Source organism: Quadrisphaera sp. DVD1 (assembly GCF_058932755.1).
In genome coordinates this window covers 12,409-30,302 of the sequence record NZ_JBZYWI010000024.1, presented here as the reverse complement: position 1 = coordinate 30,302, position 17,894 = coordinate 12,409, and the positions used below count along the sequence as shown (strand labels likewise).

At 75.2% G+C, this 17,894-nt stretch carries 18 protein-coding genes; 8 read left to right on the top strand and 10 right to left on the bottom strand.

What is annotated here, in order from left to right; all coding sequences use genetic code 11:
* Positions 1 to 24: 24 nt before the first annotated feature.
* Entirely contained in the window at positions 25 to 2,604 is a 2,580-nt protein-coding gene (gene pepN / locus AC5FZL_RS04655; protein WP_493617395.1) for an aminopeptidase N, read from the bottom strand.
* 40 nt (positions 2,605 to 2,644) lie between these two features.
* On the opposite strand from pepN, the gene AC5FZL_RS04650 reads away from it, so the two are divergent.
* The 3 genes from AC5FZL_RS04650 (at position 2,645) to AC5FZL_RS04640 (ending at position 4,703) form a co-directional block, all read left to right on the top strand.
* On the top strand, positions 2,645 to 3,289 hold the full coding sequence (locus AC5FZL_RS04650) for a mycothiol-dependent nitroreductase Rv2466c family protein (RefSeq protein WP_493617394.1): 645 nt from the start codon (positions 2,645 to 2,647) through the stop codon (positions 3,287 to 3,289).
* 64 nt (positions 3,290 to 3,353) lie between these two features.
* The gene (locus AC5FZL_RS04645; RefSeq protein ID WP_493617393.1) at positions 3,354 to 3,824 is read left to right on the top strand and encodes a ribose-5-phosphate isomerase; all 471 of its coding nucleotides are present in this window, start codon (positions 3,354 to 3,356) and stop codon (positions 3,822 to 3,824) included.
* A 24-nt stretch (positions 3,825 to 3,848) separates the two neighbouring features.
* Positions 3,849 to 4,703, top strand: coding sequence for an Fpg/Nei family DNA glycosylase (locus tag AC5FZL_RS04640; protein WP_493617392.1), 855 nt, complete (start codon positions 3,849 to 3,851; stop codon positions 4,701 to 4,703).
* A 38-nt stretch (positions 4,704 to 4,741) separates the two neighbouring features.
* On the opposite strand, the gene AC5FZL_RS04635 is transcribed toward AC5FZL_RS04640, so the two are convergent.
* Positions 4,742 to 6,553 (bottom strand): HNH endonuclease signature motif containing protein, encoded by a 1,812-nt coding sequence (locus tag AC5FZL_RS04635; protein ID WP_493617398.1) that lies wholly within the window; start codon positions 6,551 to 6,553, stop codon positions 4,742 to 4,744.
* A gap of 211 nt (positions 6,554 to 6,764) precedes the next feature.
* Here AC5FZL_RS04635 and AC5FZL_RS04630 point away from each other — a divergent pair, with 211 nt between their 5' ends.
* Positions 6,765 to 7,157 (top strand): PPOX class F420-dependent oxidoreductase, encoded by a 393-nt coding sequence (locus AC5FZL_RS04630; RefSeq protein WP_493617391.1) that lies wholly within the window; start codon positions 6,765 to 6,767, stop codon positions 7,155 to 7,157.
* Between the two features lie 9 nt (positions 7,158 to 7,166).
* Here the strand turns inward: AC5FZL_RS04630 and AC5FZL_RS04625 are convergent, their stop codons facing one another.
* On the bottom strand, positions 7,167 to 7,880 hold the full coding sequence (locus tag AC5FZL_RS04625) for an alpha/beta hydrolase (RefSeq protein WP_493617390.1): 714 nt from the start codon (positions 7,878 to 7,880) through the stop codon (positions 7,167 to 7,169).
* 91 nt (positions 7,881 to 7,971) lie between these two features.
* On the opposite strand from AC5FZL_RS04625, the gene AC5FZL_RS04620 reads away from it, so the two are divergent.
* Complete coding sequence (locus AC5FZL_RS04620; protein WP_493617389.1) at positions 7,972 to 9,081, top strand: PP2C family protein-serine/threonine phosphatase; 1,110 nt, start codon at positions 7,972 to 7,974, stop codon at positions 9,079 to 9,081.
* A 24-nt stretch (positions 9,082 to 9,105) separates the two neighbouring features.
* On the opposite strand, the gene AC5FZL_RS04615 is transcribed toward AC5FZL_RS04620, so the two are convergent.
* On the bottom strand, positions 9,106 to 10,650 hold the full coding sequence (locus AC5FZL_RS04615) for an MFS transporter (RefSeq protein WP_493617388.1): 1,545 nt from the start codon (positions 10,648 to 10,650) through the stop codon (positions 9,106 to 9,108).
* 97 nt (positions 10,651 to 10,747) lie between these two features.
* Positions 10,748 to 11,251, bottom strand: coding sequence for a mycothiol transferase (locus tag AC5FZL_RS04610; protein ID WP_493617387.1), 504 nt, complete (start codon positions 11,249 to 11,251; stop codon positions 10,748 to 10,750).
* Between the two features lie 139 nt (positions 11,252 to 11,390).
* On the opposite strand from AC5FZL_RS04610, the gene AC5FZL_RS04605 reads away from it, so the two are divergent.
* Positions 11,391 to 11,825, top strand: a complete 435-nt coding sequence (locus AC5FZL_RS04605) for a nuclear transport factor 2 family protein (RefSeq protein WP_493617386.1) — start codon at positions 11,391 to 11,393, stop codon at positions 11,823 to 11,825.
* Here AC5FZL_RS04605 and AC5FZL_RS04600 read toward each other — a convergent pair.
* Both AC5FZL_RS04600 and AC5FZL_RS04595 read right to left on the bottom strand, forming a co-directional pair.
* On the bottom strand, positions 11,776 to 12,465 hold the full coding sequence (locus AC5FZL_RS04600; RefSeq protein ID WP_493617385.1) for an NUDIX domain-containing protein: 690 nt from the start codon (positions 12,463 to 12,465) through the stop codon (positions 11,776 to 11,778). The two genes, AC5FZL_RS04605 and AC5FZL_RS04600, sit on opposite strands and share 50 nt — an antisense overlap.
* 46 nt (positions 12,466 to 12,511) lie before the next feature.
* Entirely contained in the window at positions 12,512 to 12,853 is a 342-nt protein-coding gene (locus tag AC5FZL_RS04595; protein WP_493617384.1) for a VOC family protein, read from the bottom strand.
* A 100-nt stretch (positions 12,854 to 12,953) separates the two neighbouring features.
* Here AC5FZL_RS04595 and AC5FZL_RS04590 point away from each other — a divergent pair, with 100 nt between their 5' ends.
* Positions 12,954 to 14,534: a methyl-accepting chemotaxis protein gene (locus tag AC5FZL_RS04590; RefSeq protein ID WP_493617383.1), complete on the top strand. Its 1,581-nt coding sequence runs from the start codon at positions 12,954 to 12,956 to the stop codon at positions 14,532 to 14,534.
* Positions 14,535 to 14,566: 32 nt separating this feature from the next.
* Positions 14,567 to 14,977: an SRPBCC family protein gene (locus tag AC5FZL_RS04585; protein WP_493617382.1), complete on the top strand. Its 411-nt coding sequence runs from the start codon at positions 14,567 to 14,569 to the stop codon at positions 14,975 to 14,977.
* 5 nt (positions 14,978 to 14,982) lie between these two features.
* On the opposite strand, the gene AC5FZL_RS04580 is transcribed toward AC5FZL_RS04585, so the two are convergent.
* From AC5FZL_RS04580 to AC5FZL_RS04570, 3 genes are read right to left on the bottom strand one after another with little or no spacing between them, the layout of a single operon-like run.
* On the bottom strand, positions 14,983 to 16,002 hold the full coding sequence (locus tag AC5FZL_RS04580; protein ID WP_493617381.1) for a hypothetical protein: 1,020 nt from the start codon (positions 16,000 to 16,002) through the stop codon (positions 14,983 to 14,985).
* A 54-nt stretch (positions 16,003 to 16,056) separates the two neighbouring features.
* Positions 16,057 to 16,581, bottom strand: coding sequence for a CoA-binding protein (locus AC5FZL_RS04575; protein ID WP_493617380.1), 525 nt, complete (start codon positions 16,579 to 16,581; stop codon positions 16,057 to 16,059).
* A 1-nt stretch (position 16,582) separates the two neighbouring features.
* Entirely contained in the window at positions 16,583 to 17,890 is a 1,308-nt protein-coding gene (locus AC5FZL_RS04570; RefSeq protein WP_493617397.1) for an O-acetylhomoserine aminocarboxypropyltransferase/cysteine synthase family protein, read from the bottom strand.
* Positions 17,891 to 17,894 lie beyond the last annotated feature (4 nt).

Genomic DNA, 17,894 nt, shown 5'->3' with positions numbered 1-17,894 from the left:
TGAGTGGGGACGGACGCGGTGCCCTCAGCGGAGGAGGTCGCGCTCCTGCGCCCGGATCGCCCGCGCGACGCCGTCGCGGTTCTCGGCCACGAGGCGGCGCAGCGCCGGCAGGTCCTCCGGCGCCGAGGCCAGCCAGGCGTCGGTGCGCTCGAGCAGGGCGGGGCCGGAGAGCAGCACCGGGTACAGCCCCGTGACCACCTGCTGGGCCAGCTCGTTGGTCTGGGTGCGCCACACGCGCTCCAGCGCCGCGAAGTACGGCTCGACGAACGGCTCGAGCAGCGCGGTGTCGTGCACCCGCCCGAAGCCGCCGATCACCGAGGCCCGCACCGCGTTGGGCAGGTCGTCGCCCTCCACGACGCCGTCCCAGGCAGCCTGCTTGGCCGCCGCCGTGGGGATCGCGGCGCCCGCCGCCGCGGCCGCCCGGCGTCCGGCCGCGGTGTCGTCGCGGGCCACCTCGGCGGAGATCTCCGCGTGCGCGGCCCGCCCACCGGCGACGAGCGACAGCAGCAGCTCCCAGCGCAGGTCGGTGTCGACGTCCAGGCCCGGCAGCGGGGCCTCGCCGGAGAGGAGCCCGGCGACGACGTCGAGGTGCTCGGGCGTGCGTGCGCGCCCGCCGAACGCCGTGGCGAGCTGCAGCTGCGCGTCGCTGCCGGGTGCCGCCGCGCGGGCCAGGCCCAGCAGCTCGGTGGCCACCTCCTGCGCCACGTCGTCGCGGTGCCCGGGCGCGACGTACAGCCGCGCCGCGGTGGTCAGCTGGCCCAGCAGGGTGCGCACCACCGAGGAGTCCGTCTCCTCGGTGATGTTGTCGAGCACCAGGTCGATGAAGTCGCGGGCGGCCATCTCGCCGTCGCGCGTCATGTCCCACGCCGCCGACCAGACCAGCGTGCGCGGCAGGGAGTCGGTGAACGAGCCCAGGTGCGCCATCGCGGTGGCGAGGGAGTCGGCGTCCAGGCGCACCTTGGCGTAGGCCAGGTCGTCGTCGTTGAGCAGCAGCAGGTCGGGGCGGGTCATGCCGACCAGCTCGGGCACGAGGGTGCGCTCGCCGTCGACGTCGACCTCCACCCGGCGGGTGCGGCGCAGGCGCGGGACCTCGCTGCCGTCGTCGGCGAGGAGGACCTCGACGTCGTAGCAGCCGATGGCCAGGCGGTGCGGGCGCTGCACGGGGTGGCTCTCCGGCACCTCCTGCAGGACCGCGAGCTCGGTGATCGCGCCGGTCTCGTCGGTGGTCAGGTGGGGGCGCAGCGTGGTGACGCCGGCCTGCTCCAGCCACACCGCCGACCAGGCGCGCAGGTCGCGACCGGAGGTCGCCTCCAGCTCGACGAGGAGGTCGGTGAGGGTGGTGTTGCCGTGGGCGTGCTTGCGGAAGTAGCGCCGCACGCCCTCGAAGAACGCGTCGCGCCCGACCCAGGCCACCAGCTGCTTGAGCACGCTGGCGCCCTTGGCGTAGGTGATGCCGTCGAAGTTGACCTCGACGTCCTCGAGGTCGGTGATGTCCGCGACGATCGGGTGCGTGGAGGACAGCTGGTCCTGGCGGTAGGCCCAGGCCTTCTCCATCGACGCGAACGTCGTCCAGGCGCTGGTCCAGCGGGTGGCCTCGGCGCAGGCGAGGGTCGAGGCGAACTCGGCGAACGACTCGTTCAGCCACAGGTCGTCCCACCAGCGCATGGTCACGAGGTCGCCGAACCACATGTGCGCGAGCTCGTGGAGGATCGTCACCGCGCGGCGCTCGACGATCGCCTCGGTCGGCTTGGACCGGAAGACGTAGGACTCCAGGAACGTCACCGCCCCGGCGTTCTCCATCGCCCCGGCGTTGAACTCCGGGACGAAGAGCTGGTCGTACTTCTCGAACGGGTACGCGAGGTCGAACAGCTCCTCGTAGTACGCGAAGCCGGCCCGGGTGATGTCCATGACCTCCTCGGCGTCGAGGTGCTCGGCCAGGGAGGCGCGGGCGAAGACGCCGAGGGGGATGGTGCGGCCGTCGCGGCTGGTCAGCTCGCCGCGCACCGCCGTGTAGGGCCCGGCGACGATCGCGGTGACGTAGGAGGACAGCACCGGCGTGGGTGCGAATCGGTAGGTGCTCGCGCCCTCGCCGGCCGGCTCGGCCGCGGGCGTGGGGGAGTTCGACACCACCTGCCAGTGCGCGGGCGCGGTGACGGTGAAGGCGAAGGTCGCCTTGAGGTCGGGCTGCTCGAAGACCGCGAACACCCGGCGGGAGTCGGCCACCTCGAACTGGGAGTAGAGGTAGACCTCGCCGTCGACGGGGTCGACGAAGCGGTGCAGGCCCTCGCCGGTGGTCATGTAGGCGGCGTCGGCCACCACGAGCAGCTCGTTGCGCTCGGCGAGTTCGGGCAGCTCGATGCGGACGCCGTCCGCGACCTGCGCCGGGTCCAGCGAGCGGCCGTTGAGCACCACCTCGTGCACGGTGGGCGCCACGAGGTCGATGAACGTGCTCGCCCCGGGGGTGGCGGCGGTGAAGCGCACCCGGGTGGTCGAGCGGAACGTCGCCCCGTCCCCGGTGAGGTCGAGGTCCACCTCGTAGGCCTCGACGGTGAGCAGCTCGGCGCGCGCAGACGCCTCGGACCGGGTCAGGTTCATTCCAGGCACCCGGGAATGCTCCCACGGGCGCTCAGCGCTGCCACCGGACGTGACCACCAACGCCTCCGCGCCCACGTCCGAGCAGCCCACGCCCGTCGAGTTCTGGTTCGACCCGATCTGCCCCTGGGCGTGGATGACCTCCCGCTGGGTGCTCGAGGCGCAGCAGGTGCGCCCGATCTCCGTCACCTTCAAGGTGATGAGCCTGGCCGTCCTCAACGAGGGCCGGGACCTCCCGGAGCCCTACGGCGAGCTGATGAAGAAGGCCTGGGGCCCGGTGCGCGTGGTCATCGCCGCCCGCGAGCAGCACGGCCAGGACGTCGTCCTCCCGCTCTACACCGCCATCGGCACCCAGCTGCACCCGGGCGGGGAGAAGGACTTCGCCGTGGCCGTGGAGAGGGCGCTGGCCGAGGTCGGGCTGCCGGCCGAGCTGGCCCGCGCCGCGGACAGCGACGAGTACGACGAGCAGCTGCGCGCCAGCCACGCCGAGGCGATCTCGCGCGTCGGCGACGACGTCGGCACCCCGGTCATCGCCGTGGGCGGCGAGGGCGGCCCGGCCTTCTTCGGCCCCGTGATCACCCCCGCCCCCAAGGGCGAGGCCGCCGGCACCCTGTGGGACGGCGTTCTGGCCGTGGCCAGCACGCCCGGCTTCTACGAGCTCAAGCGCAGCCGCGAGGTCGGCCCGATCTTCGACTGACCCGCCGCGCGCGGCCTGGCACCCGGGTGGGGCGATCCCCGCCCGGGTGCCAGGATGGGCGACCATGCGCGTGCACCTGGCGAGCGACCACGCCGCCTTCGACCTCAAGACCCACCTCGTGCAGCACCTGACCGAGGCCGGTCACGAGGTCGTCGACCACGGCCCGCCCGCGTACGACCCGGACGACGACTACCCGGTGTACGTGCTGCGCGCGGCCGAGGCCGTCGTCGCGGACGCCGGCTCGCTGGCCGTCGTCCTCGGCGGCTCCGGCAACGGCGAGCAGATCGCGGCGAACCGGGTGCCCGGCGTCCGCGCCGCCCTGGCCTGGAGCCTGGAGACCGCGCGCCTGGCCCGCCAGCACAACGACGCCAACGCCGTCGGCGTGGGCGCGCGGATGCACACGGTGGAGGAGGCGACGGCGCTGGTCGACGCGTTCCTCGCCGAGCCGTTCTCCGAGGACCCCCGCCACGCCCGCCGCATCGCCATGCTCAGCAAGTACGACGCCGACCACGAGCTGCCGCCGCTGGAGGCCTGAGCACCGACGGCCGGGGAGCGACCCGTGCCCGAGGGCAACGCCGTCCACCGGACGGCGGGGATCCTGCAGCGCGAGCTCGGCGGCCGCGTGCTCGCCGCGAGCAGCCCGCAGGGCCGGTTCGCGGCCGGCGCGGGGCTGCTGGACGGCTCGCGCCTGGTGCGCACCGAGGCCCGCGGCAAGCACCTCTTCCTGGGCTTCGCGCCCGCGGACGCCGCCGTCGGGCCCGACGAGGAGCCGCCGCGCTGGCTGCACGTGCACCTCGGCCTCTACGGCACCTGGGCGCTCGGCACCGGCGATCCCCCCGAGCCCGTGGGGGCGCTGCGGCTGCGGCTGGTCAGCGTCGAGCCCGAGGGCGCGGAGGGTCATGACGACGTGCGCTGGGCCGACCTGCGCGGGCCCACCGCGTGCGAGGTCGTCACGCCGGAGGCCGTGGACCTCATCGCCGCCCGGCTCGGGCCCGACCCGCTGCTCGGCGACGACCCGGGGCCCTACCTCGAGCGCGTGCGCGCCACCCGCACGAGCATCGCCGCGCTGCTCATGCACCAGGACGTCATCTCCGGGCTGGGCAACATCTACCGCGCCGAGGCGCTCTTCCGCGCCCGGCTGCACCCGTACGCCCCCGGCCGCGACGTGCCCGCGCCGGTGCTGTTGGCCCTGTGGGACGACGTCTCGGTGCTCATGCGCCAGGCGGTGGAGCAGGGACGGATCGTCACCACCGACCCGGCCGACAGGCGCGGTCCGGGGCCCAAGGGCCGCGAGCTCGACCACTACGTCTACCGCCGGGCCGGCCTGCCGTGCCGGATCTGCGGGACGCCGGTGGCCACGGCCGAGCTGGAGGCGCGCAACCTCTTCTGGTGCCCGCGCTGCCAGGCCGCCTGAGCGCGGGGTCTTCGGACGCGCCGGGAACGACGTCGTGGTCAGAACGGCGGGGCGTCGGGGTCCATGTCGCCCCAGGCGCTGGTCGGCTGATCTGGGTCTGGGGCGCACCGCTCGGGTGGTGGTCTGCCTGCGGAGCACGTGCTCGCAGGCGTCGCGAGGGGTGCGTCGGAGGGGTAGCGCAGCGGCCCGAGGTCGGCCCCGAGGCGGCTCGGCTCGGTGCTGTGCGGTGGCAGGAGCGGCTCGGGGGTGACGACGTGCTGGTGACCGAGGGGGCTGGTCCAGTGCAGGTGGCCGGCTGGGCAGCGGCGGACGCGCCAGCGTCGCCAGGAGGATCGGCGGTGCTTCATGCGGTGGTGGCGGCGGCAGAGCGGAGTGAGGTTGCACGGGCAGGTCGGGCCGTCGGGGTGGCGGACGACGTGGTCGAGGTCGCAGCGGGCTGCGGGGACGCGGCAGCCGGGGGCCGTGCAGCGTGGAGTGCGGGTGCGCACGAGCCGCGCGGTGTGGGTGGGGATCTCGTACGGGCCACCGCCGACGGCGCGGACGGGGCAGTCCTCCGGGCGCACGGGCGCGCACGGTGGTGCAGCTGGGACGGTCAGCAGGGGTGACGGCGGCGCCAGCGGTGGTAGGAGCGGTGGTGGAGCGTGGACAGCAGGGGTGCTGGTGCCGGCCCGGGCGAGGACGGCGTCGGCTCCACGGCGGAGACGTCCACGCCCGGCCTGGAGTGCGGCGGCGGCGGGTGTGAGCCAGCCGGCGGGGTAGGTGTGGCCGTCGATGGCGGTGAGCTGGCCGGTGGAGGGGTCGGTCAGCACCCGCCGCAGGCGGGCGTCGGCGGCGGCTCCTCGGGCGAGCCAGGCGGGAACCGGGCCGTACCCGGAGAGCTGGGCCGGCTGGTCGTCGGCGCCGAGCAGCGTCGGCAGGGCGACGAGCACCGTGGTGCCCGCTCGCGTGCCGCCCGCGCCGCGCGCCGCGGAGAGCGTGGCACTGGCCAGCAGGTCGAAGCGGATCGCGTCCAGGCCCCGCCGATCGCGCTCACCGTCGGTGCCGTCGACGTGAGGGCCGGTGCAGGGGTCGGTGCAGGGGTCGGTGCTGGCGGGGTCGCGCTTGACGCCCAGTGCCTCGACCGTGAGGCGGTCGTACAGCTCGCGCAGCGCGGGCGCAGGGCCGGTGGCGCAGACCTGGGCCATGCCGTCGGGCAGCGGGGTGAAGACCACCGACCGCTGCGCACTGGCTCGGCGGGCCCGCTGCGCTGCGGCCGCGGCGTCGACCGCGTGGACGCGGCGTGCCACTTCTGCGCGCAGGCTCCCGGTGGTCATGCCCGCTGCGCTGCCGTCGGGTCCGCACAGGGCCGCGTCGACGACCCGGGCGTCCCGCGGGGACAGGTCCCTCGTTCCGTCGACCACGACGCGCGCCCGGGGGAGGTCGAGGTCACCGCAGGAGAGCGCCGCGAGGGTGGCGGGAAGGTCCTCGACCAGGCGCACCGCCTGGCTGACCCGACCCGCCGCGGCGACCGGGGTCCAGTGCAGCGCTGGGGCGACCTCCTCGGCGACCTCCTCGACCGCCGCGAGCAGCGCCGCACCGTCGAGCACCTCATCACCGCAGCCCGCGCCCCGGTACAGGGCCACCAGCGCGGCGAGGGCCTCGACGGCCTCCGCCTCGGCCCGTGCCACCCGCCGCTGAGCAGCCACCACCGCGGCGAGCAGTCGCTGCCCCTGGGCCTGCTCGCCGGCTCCCTCATCGGCCGGTGGATGAGCCGACGAGCAGGGGTCCGGCACGAGGTCACCACCGAGATCGCGCCACCACGCCTCCAGGGCGGCGAGGTCGACAGAGGTCAGCGGCGGCTCGTACGGCATCGCCACCACCGCGCACCCCCTCGACCGTCGCTCGAACTGGTGTTCGAAGCCTAGGGCCGAGGTCCGACAGTCCGGCAGCAGGAGCGGGCGAGGGCTGCGGGCAGGAGGGGCCCGGGCAGGAGGGGCGCGCCGGCGCGAGAACGCCGACGATGGGCGGGAGCCCGCCTCCAGCAGCCCCGGCGCGGCTCCCGGACCACAGACGAGGACCGACGTGCCCCTTCCTGAGAACCTCCAGGCGCTCCTGCGCCGCCCCAGCACCTGCTACCTCACGACGCTCATGCCCGACGGCTCGCCGCAGCTGACCCAGACCTGGGTCGACACCGACGGCGAGCACGTCCTCGTCAACACGGTCGAGGGCTACCAGAAGACCCGCAACGTCGAGCGCGACCCGCGCGTGGCCCTCGCGGTGTCCGACCCGGAGAACCCCTCGAGGTACGTCGCGGTGCGGGGTCGGGTCGTCTCCGCGACCGCCGAGGGAGGGGCCGAGCACATCGAGGCGCTGGCCCAGAAGTACCTCGGCGGTCCCTACCCCTGGTTCGGCGGCCGCGACCAGGTCCGCGTCATCCTCAGCATCGCCGTCGACAAGACGCACGCGATGGGCTGAGCGCGGCCGTCAGCCGGTGACGAACCAGCGCACGGACCCCTCCACGAGGTCCTCGCGCATCACGTGGGGTCCCTCGAACTCGGTGTAGGCGACGTCGTAGCCGGCGCCGCGCAGGCGGGCGACCAGCGGTCGGCTGCACCGGTCGATCGGCAGCACCTCGTCCGCCGTGCCGTGGCAGACGAACACCCGGGGGCGGCCGTGCTGCTCCTCCGGGGCGGCGAACCCCGGCGACCAGGCCAGGACGTGGCCGAGCACGTCGCCGTTGCCGAGGCCCAGGGACAGCGCGTAGGAGGCGCCGTCGGAGAAGCCGCTGACCCCGAGCCGGTCGGGGTCGAGCCGGTGGTGCTGGGCCGTGAGCGCGAGGGCGGCCTCGAGCGCTGCGACGTCCGGGCCGAACCCGCCGCGGATGACGTCCCAGGTCGCGGCGGTGGACTGCGGCGCCAGCAGCAGGACCCCCGAGCGCTCGGCGGCACCGGCCGCGTTCGCGACCATCGTCGTCGCCCTCCCACCGGCGCCGTGCAGGACGACGAGCAGCGGCACCGGCGCGCCGGCGGGGAGCCCGGCCGGCACGTGGAGCAGGACGGAGGGCCCCCCGAGGTCCAGCGGGTGCGTCCCGGGCTCGCTGAGGTCGGGCCCCGGCGGGGGAGCGTCGTGAGGGGCGGGCAGCGCGAGCTCGAGCCTGCCGCGGCGGTGGAGGTCGGTGACCGTGCGTCGAGGAGCCACGCCACCACCTACCCCGTCGCCCGGGCGGGATGTCTGCGTGCCCCCGGTGTGGCCCCGCTGCGCTGACGGCGGCGGAGGCTAGGGTCCGAGCATGCGCCCGGAGACGAGCGCCACCAGCCGCTGGCTGCGCAGGCGACAGCGGCAGCTGGTCATGCGCTTCCGGCCCCGCACCATGCCCCGCCAGGCCCTCCTCCTCCTGTGGCTGACGGCCCTGACCCTCGTCGTGGCCCTGCTCGGCGCCGTCTGGCCCGACTGGTTCCCCCTCGCCAGCATGGTCATGGTGCTGATGCTCGGCGGGTTCTTCCTGCGCATCCGCACGATGGCGCTGCTCTACGTGGTGGCCGCGGCCGGGACGGCGTTCATGGCCACCGCGCGCGGGCCGGAGGAGCCGGTGCGGCCCGGTGTGATCCTCCTGCTCGTCGGTGTCGCGGCGCTCCTCACGAAGTTCGTCCGCAGCCGCGAGCGGCTCGGCGTCCAGGGCACCCTCGGCGACGCGATGCTCGTCGACCTGCGCGACCGCCTGCGCAGCCAGGGCCGGGTGCCGCCGCTGCCGGAGGGCTGGCACCTGGAGACGGAGCTGCGTCCCGCGTTCGGCGACTCCTTCTCCGGCGACTTCGTCGTGGCGACCCGCTCGGACGACGGCACCCAGCTGGAGGTCGTGCTCGTCGACGTCTCCGGCAAGGGGCAGAGCGCCGGCACGCGGGCGCTCGCCCTGTCCGGCGCCCTCGGCGGCCTGCTCGGGGCGATGCCGGAGGCGGACTTCCTCCCGGCGGCCAACGCCTACCTGCTGCGCCAGGACTGGCCGGAGGGGTTCGCCACCGCCGTGCACGTCGTCGTCGACCTGCCCACCGGCGCCTACCGCGTGCGGGGGGCCGGGCACCCGCCCGTGGCCACCGGCGCCCCCGGGCGGCCGTGGCGGCTGGTGGACGCCGACAGCGGCCCGGCGCTGGGGCTCGTGCCCGGCGCCGGCTTCCCCGCCGCCTCCGGCGTGCTCGCGCCCGGCGAGGCGATGGTGTTCTACACCGACGGCATGGTCGAGGTGCCGGGGGAGGACCTGTCGGTGGGGATCGACGCGCTCGTGTCGCTGGCGGGCGAGATCTGCGCGCAGGGCTGCTCGGAGGGCGACGCCGAGCGGCTGGTCGAGGCCGCGCACGTGGCCGAGTCCGACGACCGCGCCCTCGTCCTGCTCTGGCGCTCCTGAGGGCAGCGCCAGAGCAGGACGGCCTCAGCGGGCGGCGACCGGAGCCGGCTCCGTGCCCGCCGGGTGGGCGCTCGGCTCGGTGCGCGGCGGGGTCGCGCGCCCCGGCAGCGCCAGGGCCACGAGGGCTCCAGCACCGACCATGAACGCGGCCACGAGCAGGCCGCGGTCGTAGCCGGCGACGAGGGCCGCCGGGCTGGCGGCCTCGGCCGAGCCGCCGTCCAGCAGCTGCGCCGTGCGGTGCACCGCGATCGTCGACAGCACGGCCAGGCCCAGGGCCCCGCCGACCTGGCGCGAGGTGTTGATCAGGCCCGAGGCGAGCCCGGCCTGCGTGTGGGGCACGCCGGTGGTCGCGGCCACCGTGAGCGGCACCATGGTCACGCCCAGCCCCAGGGCCACGAGCGCGGTCTGGGCGACCATCTCGCTGGCGTAGGAACCGCTGGCGGACAGGTTCGAGAGCCAGACGAGGCCGATGGCGGCCAGCAGCGGCCCGGCGACCAGCAGCGGCTTGGGGCCGATCCGGCGGGTCAGCTTCGAGGCGACCATCGAGCCGGTGATGAGCGCGGCGCTCGCGGGCATGAACGCGAGCCCGGCCTGCAGCGCGTCGAACCCGTGCACCCGCTGCAGGTGCAGGGAGACGAAGAACCAGAACGAGAACATGCCCATGCCGACCAGCAGGGCGATGCCGTTGGCGGCGGACAGGGCCCGCAGCCGGAAGATGCTCAGCGGCACCAGCGGCTCGCGCGAGCGGGACTCGATGACGAGGAACAGGGCCAGGAGCACCAGGCCGGCGACCAGCGGCACGAGCGTCGCGGCCGAGCCCCAGGCGTGCGTGTCGGTGCCGACGACGGCGTAGACCACGGCGGTGAGGCCGAAGGTGACGGTGAGGCTGCCCGGCAGGTCCAGGCCGCGCACGCTCGTGACCCGGCCGCGCGACTCGGTCAGCGCCCAGACGGCGGCCGCGACGAGCACGACGCCGATCGGCACGTTGACGAAGAGCACCCAGCGCCAGTCGAGCAGGTCGGTGAGGACGCCGCCGACGAGGCCGCCCATGGCGCCACCGGCGCCGGCGACCGCGCCCCACACGCCGAGGGCCCGCGCGCGCTCGTGCGGGTCGGTGTAGGTGGTGGTCAGCAGGCTCAGGGTGGACGGCGCGAGGATGGCGCCGCCGACGCCCTGCGCGGCCCGGGCGGCGATGATCCAGGCCTCGCTCTGGGCGAAGCCGCCGACCAGGCTGGCCAGGGAGAAGACGACGACGCCGATGACGAAGACGCGCTTGCGGCCGAAGAAGTCCGCGGCGCGGCCGCCGAGGAGCAGCAGCCCCGCGAAGGTCAGCGCGTAGGCGTTGACCACCCACTGCAGGCCGGAGGTGGACAGGTCCAGGTCGGTGCGCATCGCCGGCAGGGCGACGTTCACGATCGACACGTCCAGCACGACCATGAACTGGGCCAGGGCAGCGATGGCCAGCACCGTCCAGGACGGCACGTGCGCGTGGGAGGTGCGCTGGTGCCCCGCGTCGGGGACGGCTGCGGCCGCGCGGGCAGCAGGTGGCTGCGCGGAGGATGACGTCACGTTCGGTGCCTCTCGGGTCGGGAGCGAGGCGCCTCGTCACGCCGTGCACGGGTGGTGCACGGTGATCAGCCGCGGACGGGCCGCGTCTGTTCCCGGCTCAGGCGCCGGCGAGCCCCCGGGCGTAGCCGGCCTGCCCCAGGTGCTGCAGGCAGTCCGAGACGACGCTGACCAGCCGCACGCCGAGCGTGACCGGCGGGTCCCAGCTCTCGTCGACCACGCGCTCGAGGTCACCGGCGCTCAGCCCGGTGACGAAGGCCTCGGTGCGGTCGGCCACCGCCGCGGCGTAGCCGGTGAGCAGGTCGGCGCTCGCGCGGACCTTCGCGACGTCCTCGGGGCCGTGCCCGTACCCGGTGTCCTCCGCCGGCAGGTCCAGGGCGAACCGGTCGCGCCAGCCCTCCGCCAGCCACGCCTGGTCGGTGCCGGCCGCGTCGGCGACGTGGTCGTCCTGCACGCGGCTGAGGTGCCACACCAGCCAGGCGATGGAGTTGCCGCTGCCCTGCGGCCGCCAGGCCAGCTGGTCCTCGTCCAGGCCGTCCACCACCTGGGGCACGAGCTCGCGGATGCGCCCGAAGGCGTCGAGCAGCAGGGCGTCGGAGTCCATCGGGCCAGCCTAGGAAGGCGGGCTCGTCCGGGCGCGTCCGGCGGGAGCGCACGAACGGTCCAGGGCGGGCACGGACGTCCACGACGGGCCGCGGCGCCCGGGGACAGCCTGGAGGTCCGACGAGCACCCGGAGGGGATCATGGACCAGCAGGACGAGCTCGAGACCGTGCGCCGCGTGTACGAGGCCTTCGACCGCGCCGACCTGGGCGCGGTGGTCGCGCTCGTGGACCCGCACGTGACGGTCGTGCAGTCACCGGCGCTGCCCTGGGGCGGCACCCACCACGGCGTCGAGGGCGTGGGCCGGTTCCTCCAGGCCCTGACCGCGCGCCTGGACTCCCGCGCGGTGACCGAGCTGCTCCTGCACGACGGCGCGGGCCACGTCGTGCAGGTCGGGCGGACCCGGGGGACGGTGCGGGCGACGGGAGCGGCCTTCGACGTCCCGGAGGTCCACGTGTGGACGGTGGGCCGGGGCGGCGTCACGCGCTTCGAGGCCTACGTCGACCACGCGGCGATGGACGAGGCGCTCACGCGGAGCGGAACGGTCCCCGCAGCGCAGCCCACTGGAGCAGCATGATCGTCTTGGCGTCCGCGATCCGGCCGTCCTCCACCATGGCCAGCGCCTCGTGGAACGGCAGCTCGACCACCTCCGTCTCCTCGCCCTCCTCGACGAGCCCGGCGTGCTCGGTGGTGCGGTCCGCCGCGGTGTACGGCGCCGCGTAGAGGTGCAGGCGCTCGGTGACCGAGCCGGGGCTGGTCCAGGCGGCGAAGACGTGCTCGAGCGCGCCGACGGCGACCCCCAGCTCCTCGCTGGCCTCGCGCCGGACCGCCGTCTCGGGGTCGTCGTCGTCGAGGAGCCCGGCGGCGACCTCGAGGAACAGCCCGTCGGGGTGGCCGTTGACGTAGACCGGGAAGCGGAACTGGCGGGTGAGCAGCACGGTGCCGCGCTCGACGTCGTGCAGCAGGACCGCGGCGCCGTCGCCGCGGTCGTAGGTCTCGCGGGTCTGGGTGCTCCAGCGCCCGTCGCGCCCGCGGACCTCCAGGGTCGTGCGGCGCAGCACGTGCCAGCCGTCGCTGGTGACCTCGACGTCGCGCACGACGACGTCGGGGTTGCCGGTCAGGTCGCGGCCGGTGCGGTGCAGCCCGGTGCGGCCCCGGCCGTCCGGGACGTCCTCGCCGGGCACGCCGCTGCGGCGGGTCGGCGGTGCGGTGCTCACCCGCGCGATCATGCCGATCGCGGGCTCGCGGCGGAAGCCCGCGGCGCTAGTGCACCAGGCACCACTCGTTGCCCTCGGGGTCGGTCAGCACCTGGAAGGAGCCGGCCTCCTCGGCGACGACCTGTCCCACGCGGTGGGCGCCGAGGGCCTCGGCCGCTGCGGTCGCGAGGGCCAGGTCGTCGACCTCGACGTCCAGGTGCAGCCGGTTCTTGACGGTCTTGCCCTCCGGCACGCGCTGGAAGGCGAGCCGGGTCCAGCCCGGTGGGTCGACGTACGCCCAGCCGGGGTTCCGCTCCTCCGCCCGGCCCCCGAGGACGCCCGCCCAGAAGCGCGCCAGCTCCAGCGGGGCGGCGCAGTCGACCACGACCTCGTCGATCCGTCCGATCACGTCGGCAGGCTAGGCCGAAACCCTCAACGACCGCACCCGTCGTCCGATACGGCTGCTGAGCGCTGCCGTGGGCCGCGCCACGAGCAGAGCGAGTGCGGTCATGGGACGGTACTGGGCAGATCTCCGGCTGAGCGCGAAGCTCGCCGTCATGGCGCTGGTCGGCAGCGCGGTCGCGACGGGCATCGCCGGCGTCGCCGCGTCGGGCATGGCCGACGCCGGGCGCCGCACCGACGAGCTGGTGCGGGCCAACGACGCGACCGGCGCCGCCCTGGGCGCGGACATGATGCACGACGCCGTGCGGGCGGACGTGCTCCAGGCGCTGCTGACGGGGGAGGGCGACCAGTACGCGGCGGCCACCGCCGCTCTGCCCGGGCACTCCGACTCCCTGGGCGAGGAGCTGGCCGCGGTGGTGTCCCAGGACCTCGGGGCGGACGTCGACGCGGCCGTCGAGGACGTCCAGCCGGCCGTGGACGCGTACCTGTCGTCCGCGGCGGACGTCGTGGCGCTGGCCGGCCGGGACCTCCCGGCCGCCCGCGAGAGCTACCCCGCGTTCCTCGAGGCCTTCTCCGCGCTGGAGGAGGCGCTCCCCGCGGTCAGCGACAGCGTCGGCGAGGCCGCCGCCGCGGCCGACGGCCAGGTGGTCGCGCAGCGGGCGTCCGCGAACCGCGTGCTGCTGGCCACCGTCCTGGGAGCGGTCGCGCTGCTGGCGCTCCTGGGCACCGGCATCAGCCGGTCGGTGGTGCGACCGCTCCGCCGGGTGCAGGACGTCGCCGACGCCCTGGCGGCCGGTGACCTGACGCGCAGCGCGGGGGTCGTCTCCCGCGACGAGGTGGGCCGGATGGCGGCCTCCCTGGACGCCGCGACCGGCGCCCTGCGCTCGGTGATGGGCACCGTGGCGGCCTCGGCGGACGCCGTGGCGGCGTCCTCGGAGGAGCTGTCCGCGTCCAGCGCGCAGATCTCGGCGTCGGCGGAGGAGACCAGCGCGCAGTCCGGCGTGGTCTCCACCGCGGCGGAGGAGGTCTCGCGCAGCGTGCAGACCGTGGCCGCGGGCGCGGAGCAGATGGGCGCGAGCATCCGGGAGATCTCCTCCAACGCCTCCGAGGCGGCCCGGGTGGCCGCGCAGGCGGTGACGGTGGCGCAGCAGACCAACGCGACGGTGACCAAGCTCGGTGACTCCTCCCGGGAGATCGGCGACGTCGTCAAGGTCATCACCTCCATCGCCGAGCAGACGAACCTCCTCGCGCTGAACGCCACCATCGAGGCGGCGCGCGCCGGGGAGGCCGGCAAGGGCTTCGCGGTGGTGGCGAACGAGGTCAAGGAGCTCGCGCGCGAGACGGCGCGGGCGACGGAGGACATCGGCCGGCGGGTGCAGGCCATCCAGGGCGACACGTCCGGCGCGGTGGAGGCGATCGCGGAGATCAGCGCGGTCATCGCCCGGATCAGCGACTACCAGACCACCATCGCCAGCGCCGTGGAGGAGCAGACCGCGACGACGAACGAGATGTCGCGCTCGGTCTCCGAGGCCGCCAGCGGCTCTGGAAGCATCGCGCGCAGCATCACCGGCGTCTCCGACGCGGCCGACGGGACGACCCAGGCCCTGACTCAGACCCGCGCCGCCGTGGACGAGCTGTCCCGGATGGCCGCCGACCTGCGCTCCGCCGTCGGGCGGTTCACCTACTGACAGGCTCCCGGCGACCACGGGAGGATGGCCCGGTGACGCGGACGAGCCCGGGCCGGGTGCACGAGACGAGGACCCTCACGGTGTCCGTGCGCCGCTCCCCCCGGGACGTGCACGCCTTCGCCGCCGACCCGCGGAACCTGCCCCGGTGGTCGTGGATCGAGTCCGTCGAGCCGGACGGGGACCGGTGGCGGGTGACGACGCCGTCCGGCACCGCCCACCTGCGCTTCGCCGCGGCCAACGACCTGGGCGTGCTCGACCACGACGTCGAGCCGGCGCCCGGCGTCGTGGTGCACGTGCCGATGCGGGTGGTGCCCGACGGCGGCGGGAGCGAGGTGCTGCTCACCCTGATCCGCCAGCCGGGGACCACGGACGAGGCGTTCGAGGAGGACGCGCGCACGGTCGCCGCGGACCTCGCGCGGCTGAAGGCCGTGCTGGAGGGCTGAGCGCCTCAGCCGCAGGCCAGGGTGACCTGGCGGGCCACCCACGCGGCCGTGATCGTCGCGTCCGAGATGACGTTCGCGGTGCTCGCGTCCTCGACCGGCCGCTCGGTCACCATGACGTCGCGGCCCAGCCCTCCGGCCGCGCCGGTGCAGTCCGGGGCCAGGGCGAGGTGCATCGTCACCGACCCCCCGGCCGGCAGCTGCGCCGGCAGGTCGACGTCGGTGCTCAGGCCCAGGACCGGGTCGGCGTCCACCCCCAGCGCGGTGGCGACGTCGCTGGTGCTGTCGACGACCACCTGCAGCCGCCCGTCCGCCTGCGGGGAGAGCTCGGCCCACGAGGTCGCCCCCCAGGCTGGGTAGCAGGCCCACGTCAGCATGTCGGGCAGCTGGCCCGCGAAGGTGGCCTGGACCAGGCGCCGCTCCACGTGCCGCTCGCCGCCGGCCTCCAGGGCCACCTCGACCCACTGCGGCTCGGTCGCCGCCACGGCGGGGGGCCCCGACGGCGTGGGCACGCGGGGGCAGTCGACGACGGCCTCGAGCGCCACCGTGCTGCTCGCCCCGGCGTCCAGGCCGACCGGCCCCGACGGCTCCGCCAGCTCGACGTGGTCGGTGGACAGGTCGAGCACGGTGACCTCGGTCGACCGCGTCCCCGCGTTCGTGACGTCGACCTGCAGGGTGACCTGCGCGGTCTCGCCCTCGCGGACCTCGGTGCCGTCGTAGGCGAGCACCGGTGCGCCCACCTGCACCAGCGCCAGGTCGCGCTGCTGGGCGAGGTCGGCCTGCGCCTGCGTCCTCACCTGGTGGACGCCGGCGCCGCCGACGACCAGCGCGGTGAGCACGGCCACGGCCAGGGCCCCCAGCGGGGAGCGCACCCACGCGGGCGTGCCCTCGGGCCAGGACGGCGTCCGCCAGCCGCCCGGCCCCTGGCCGCCGTCGCCCCCGGAGGAGGTGTCGGGCGCGGCGGCTCCCGGCGGGGTCCCGACGTCGGCGTCGAGGTCCTCGACCAGGTCGAGCGGGCTGTGCGCCACGGGGCGACTGTAGGGCCGGGCGCGCCTCCCGGGAAGGAAGCGCGCCCGGGCGGCTCAGGCGCGCAGCTGGCGCCGCGAGGAGATCACGCCGGTGTCGAACCCGGCCAGGTGCAGGCCGCCGTGGAAGCGGGCGTGCTCGATCTTCACGCACCGGTCCATGACCACGGACAGGCCCGCGGCCTCGGCCCGGCGCGCGACGTCCTCGTGCCAGGACCCGAGCTGCAGCCACAGCGTCGAGGCGCCGCCCTGCCCGGGCGTCCCGAGCGCGAGCACCTCGTCGAGCACCTCGGGCAGGTCGTCGTGGCGGCGGAAGACGTCGACCAGGTCGGGCACCACGGGCAGGTCGGCCAGGGAGGCGTAGACCGGGTGGCCGAGGATCTCCTTCGCCCGCGGGTTGACGAAGTACACGTCGTAGGGGGAGGAGGAGAGCAGGTACGTGGCGACGAAGTAGCTCGCCCGCGCCGGGTTCTCCGAGGCGCCCACGATGGCGATGGAGCGCGTGCGGCGCAGCAGCGCCAGGCGCTCGGGAGCGGTGGGCCCGACCCAGGTGCGCGACGGGTCGGTGGTCAGCGTGGTCATCTCAGGCGTCCTTCGTCGCGGCGGTCAGGGCCTGGTCGAGGTCCCAGAGGATGTCCTCGACGTCCTCGAGGCCGACGCTGATCCGGATGAGGTCCTCTCCGACGCCCGCCACCTGCAGCTGCTCGGCGGAGAGCTGCTGGTGCGTGGTGGAGCCGGGGTGGATGACCAGCGTGCGGGTGTCGCCGATGTTGGCCAGGTGGCTGGCCAGCTGCACCGACTCGATGAACGTGCGCCCCGCGGAGCGTCCGCCCACGACGCCGAAGGAGAACACCGAGCCCGGGCCCTTGGGCAGGTACTTCTGCGCCCGCTCGTGGTGGGGGTGGCCCTCCAGCCCGGCCCAGCTCACCCAGCTGACCCGGGGGTCGCGGTCCAGCCACTGCGCGACGGTGCGCGCGTTGGCCACGTGCTCCTCCATCCGCTGCGGGAGGGTCTCGACGCCCTGCAGCAGCTGGAAGGCCGACTGCGCCGACAGGGTCGGGCCGGTGTCGCGCAGCTGCTCGCTGCGCAGCTTGGTGAGGAAGCCGTACTCCCCGAAGTTCTGCCACCACCGGATGCCGTTGTAGGAGGGCACCGGCTCGGTCATCTGCGGGAAGCGCCCGCTGCCCCAGTCGAAGCGCCCGGACTCCACGACCACGCCGCCCAGCGTCGTCCCGTGCCCGCCGAGGAACTTCGTGGCCGAGTGGATGACGATGTCGGCGCCGTGCTCGATCGGGCGCACCAGGTACGGGGTGTTCCAGGTCGCGTCGACCACGAGCGGGAGGCCGTGGGCGTGGGCGACCTCGGCCAGCCCGGCGAGGTCGGCGATCTCCCCGGTGGGGTTGGCGATGACCTCCGTGTAGAGGCACTTGGTCTCCGGGCGGATCGCCGCCGCGAAGTCCTCGGGCTCGAAGCCGCCGACGAAGGTCGTGTCGACCCCGAAGCGGCGCATCGTCACGTCGAGCAGGGTCGTGGTGCCGCCGTAGAGCTGCGCCGCGGCCACGACGTGGTCGCCCGCGCCGGCCAGGGCCGCGAAGGTGATGAACTCCGCCGACATCCCGGACGCCGTCGCGACGGCGCCGATCCCGCCCTCCAGGGAGGCCATGCGCTCCTCGAACGCGGCCACCGTCGGATTGGCCAGGCGGCTGTAGATGTTGCCGTACTTCTGCAGGCTGAAGAGGTTCGCGGCGTCGTCGGTGCTCTCGAAGACGAAGCTCGTGGACTGGTAGATCGGCACGGCGCGGGCGCCGGTGGCCGAGTCGGGGGTGCCGCCGGCGTGCAGCGCGCGGGTGCGGAACCCCCAGCTGCGCTCGCTGCCGGGCTGCTCGGCCAGGGGC

Bases quoted from the DNA above. Each gene is read 5' to 3' on its own strand.
- AC5FZL_RS04645 (WP_493617393.1), top strand. From the start codon at position 3,354: ATGCGCGTGCACCTGGCGAGCGACCACGCCGCCTTCGACCTCAAGACC.
- AC5FZL_RS04635 (WP_493617398.1), bottom strand. From the start codon at position 6,553: ATGCCGTACGAGCCGCCGCTGACCTCTGTCGACCTCGCCGCCCTGGAG.
- AC5FZL_RS04620 (WP_493617389.1), top strand. From the start codon at position 7,972: ATGCGCCCGGAGACGAGCGCCACCAGCCGCTGGCTGCGCAGGCGACAG.
- AC5FZL_RS04610 (WP_493617387.1), bottom strand. From the start codon at position 11,251: ATGGACTCCGACGCCCTGCTGCTCGACGCCTTCGGGCGCATCCGCGAG.
- AC5FZL_RS04605 (WP_493617386.1), top strand. From the start codon at position 11,391: ATGGACCAGCAGGACGAGCTCGAGACCGTGCGCCGCGTGTACGAGGCC.
- AC5FZL_RS04590 (WP_493617383.1), top strand. From the start codon at position 12,954: ATGGGACGGTACTGGGCAGATCTCCGGCTGAGCGCGAAGCTCGCCGTC.
- AC5FZL_RS04575 (WP_493617380.1), bottom strand. From the start codon at position 16,581: ATGACCACGCTGACCACCGACCCGTCGCGCACCTGGGTCGGGCCCACC.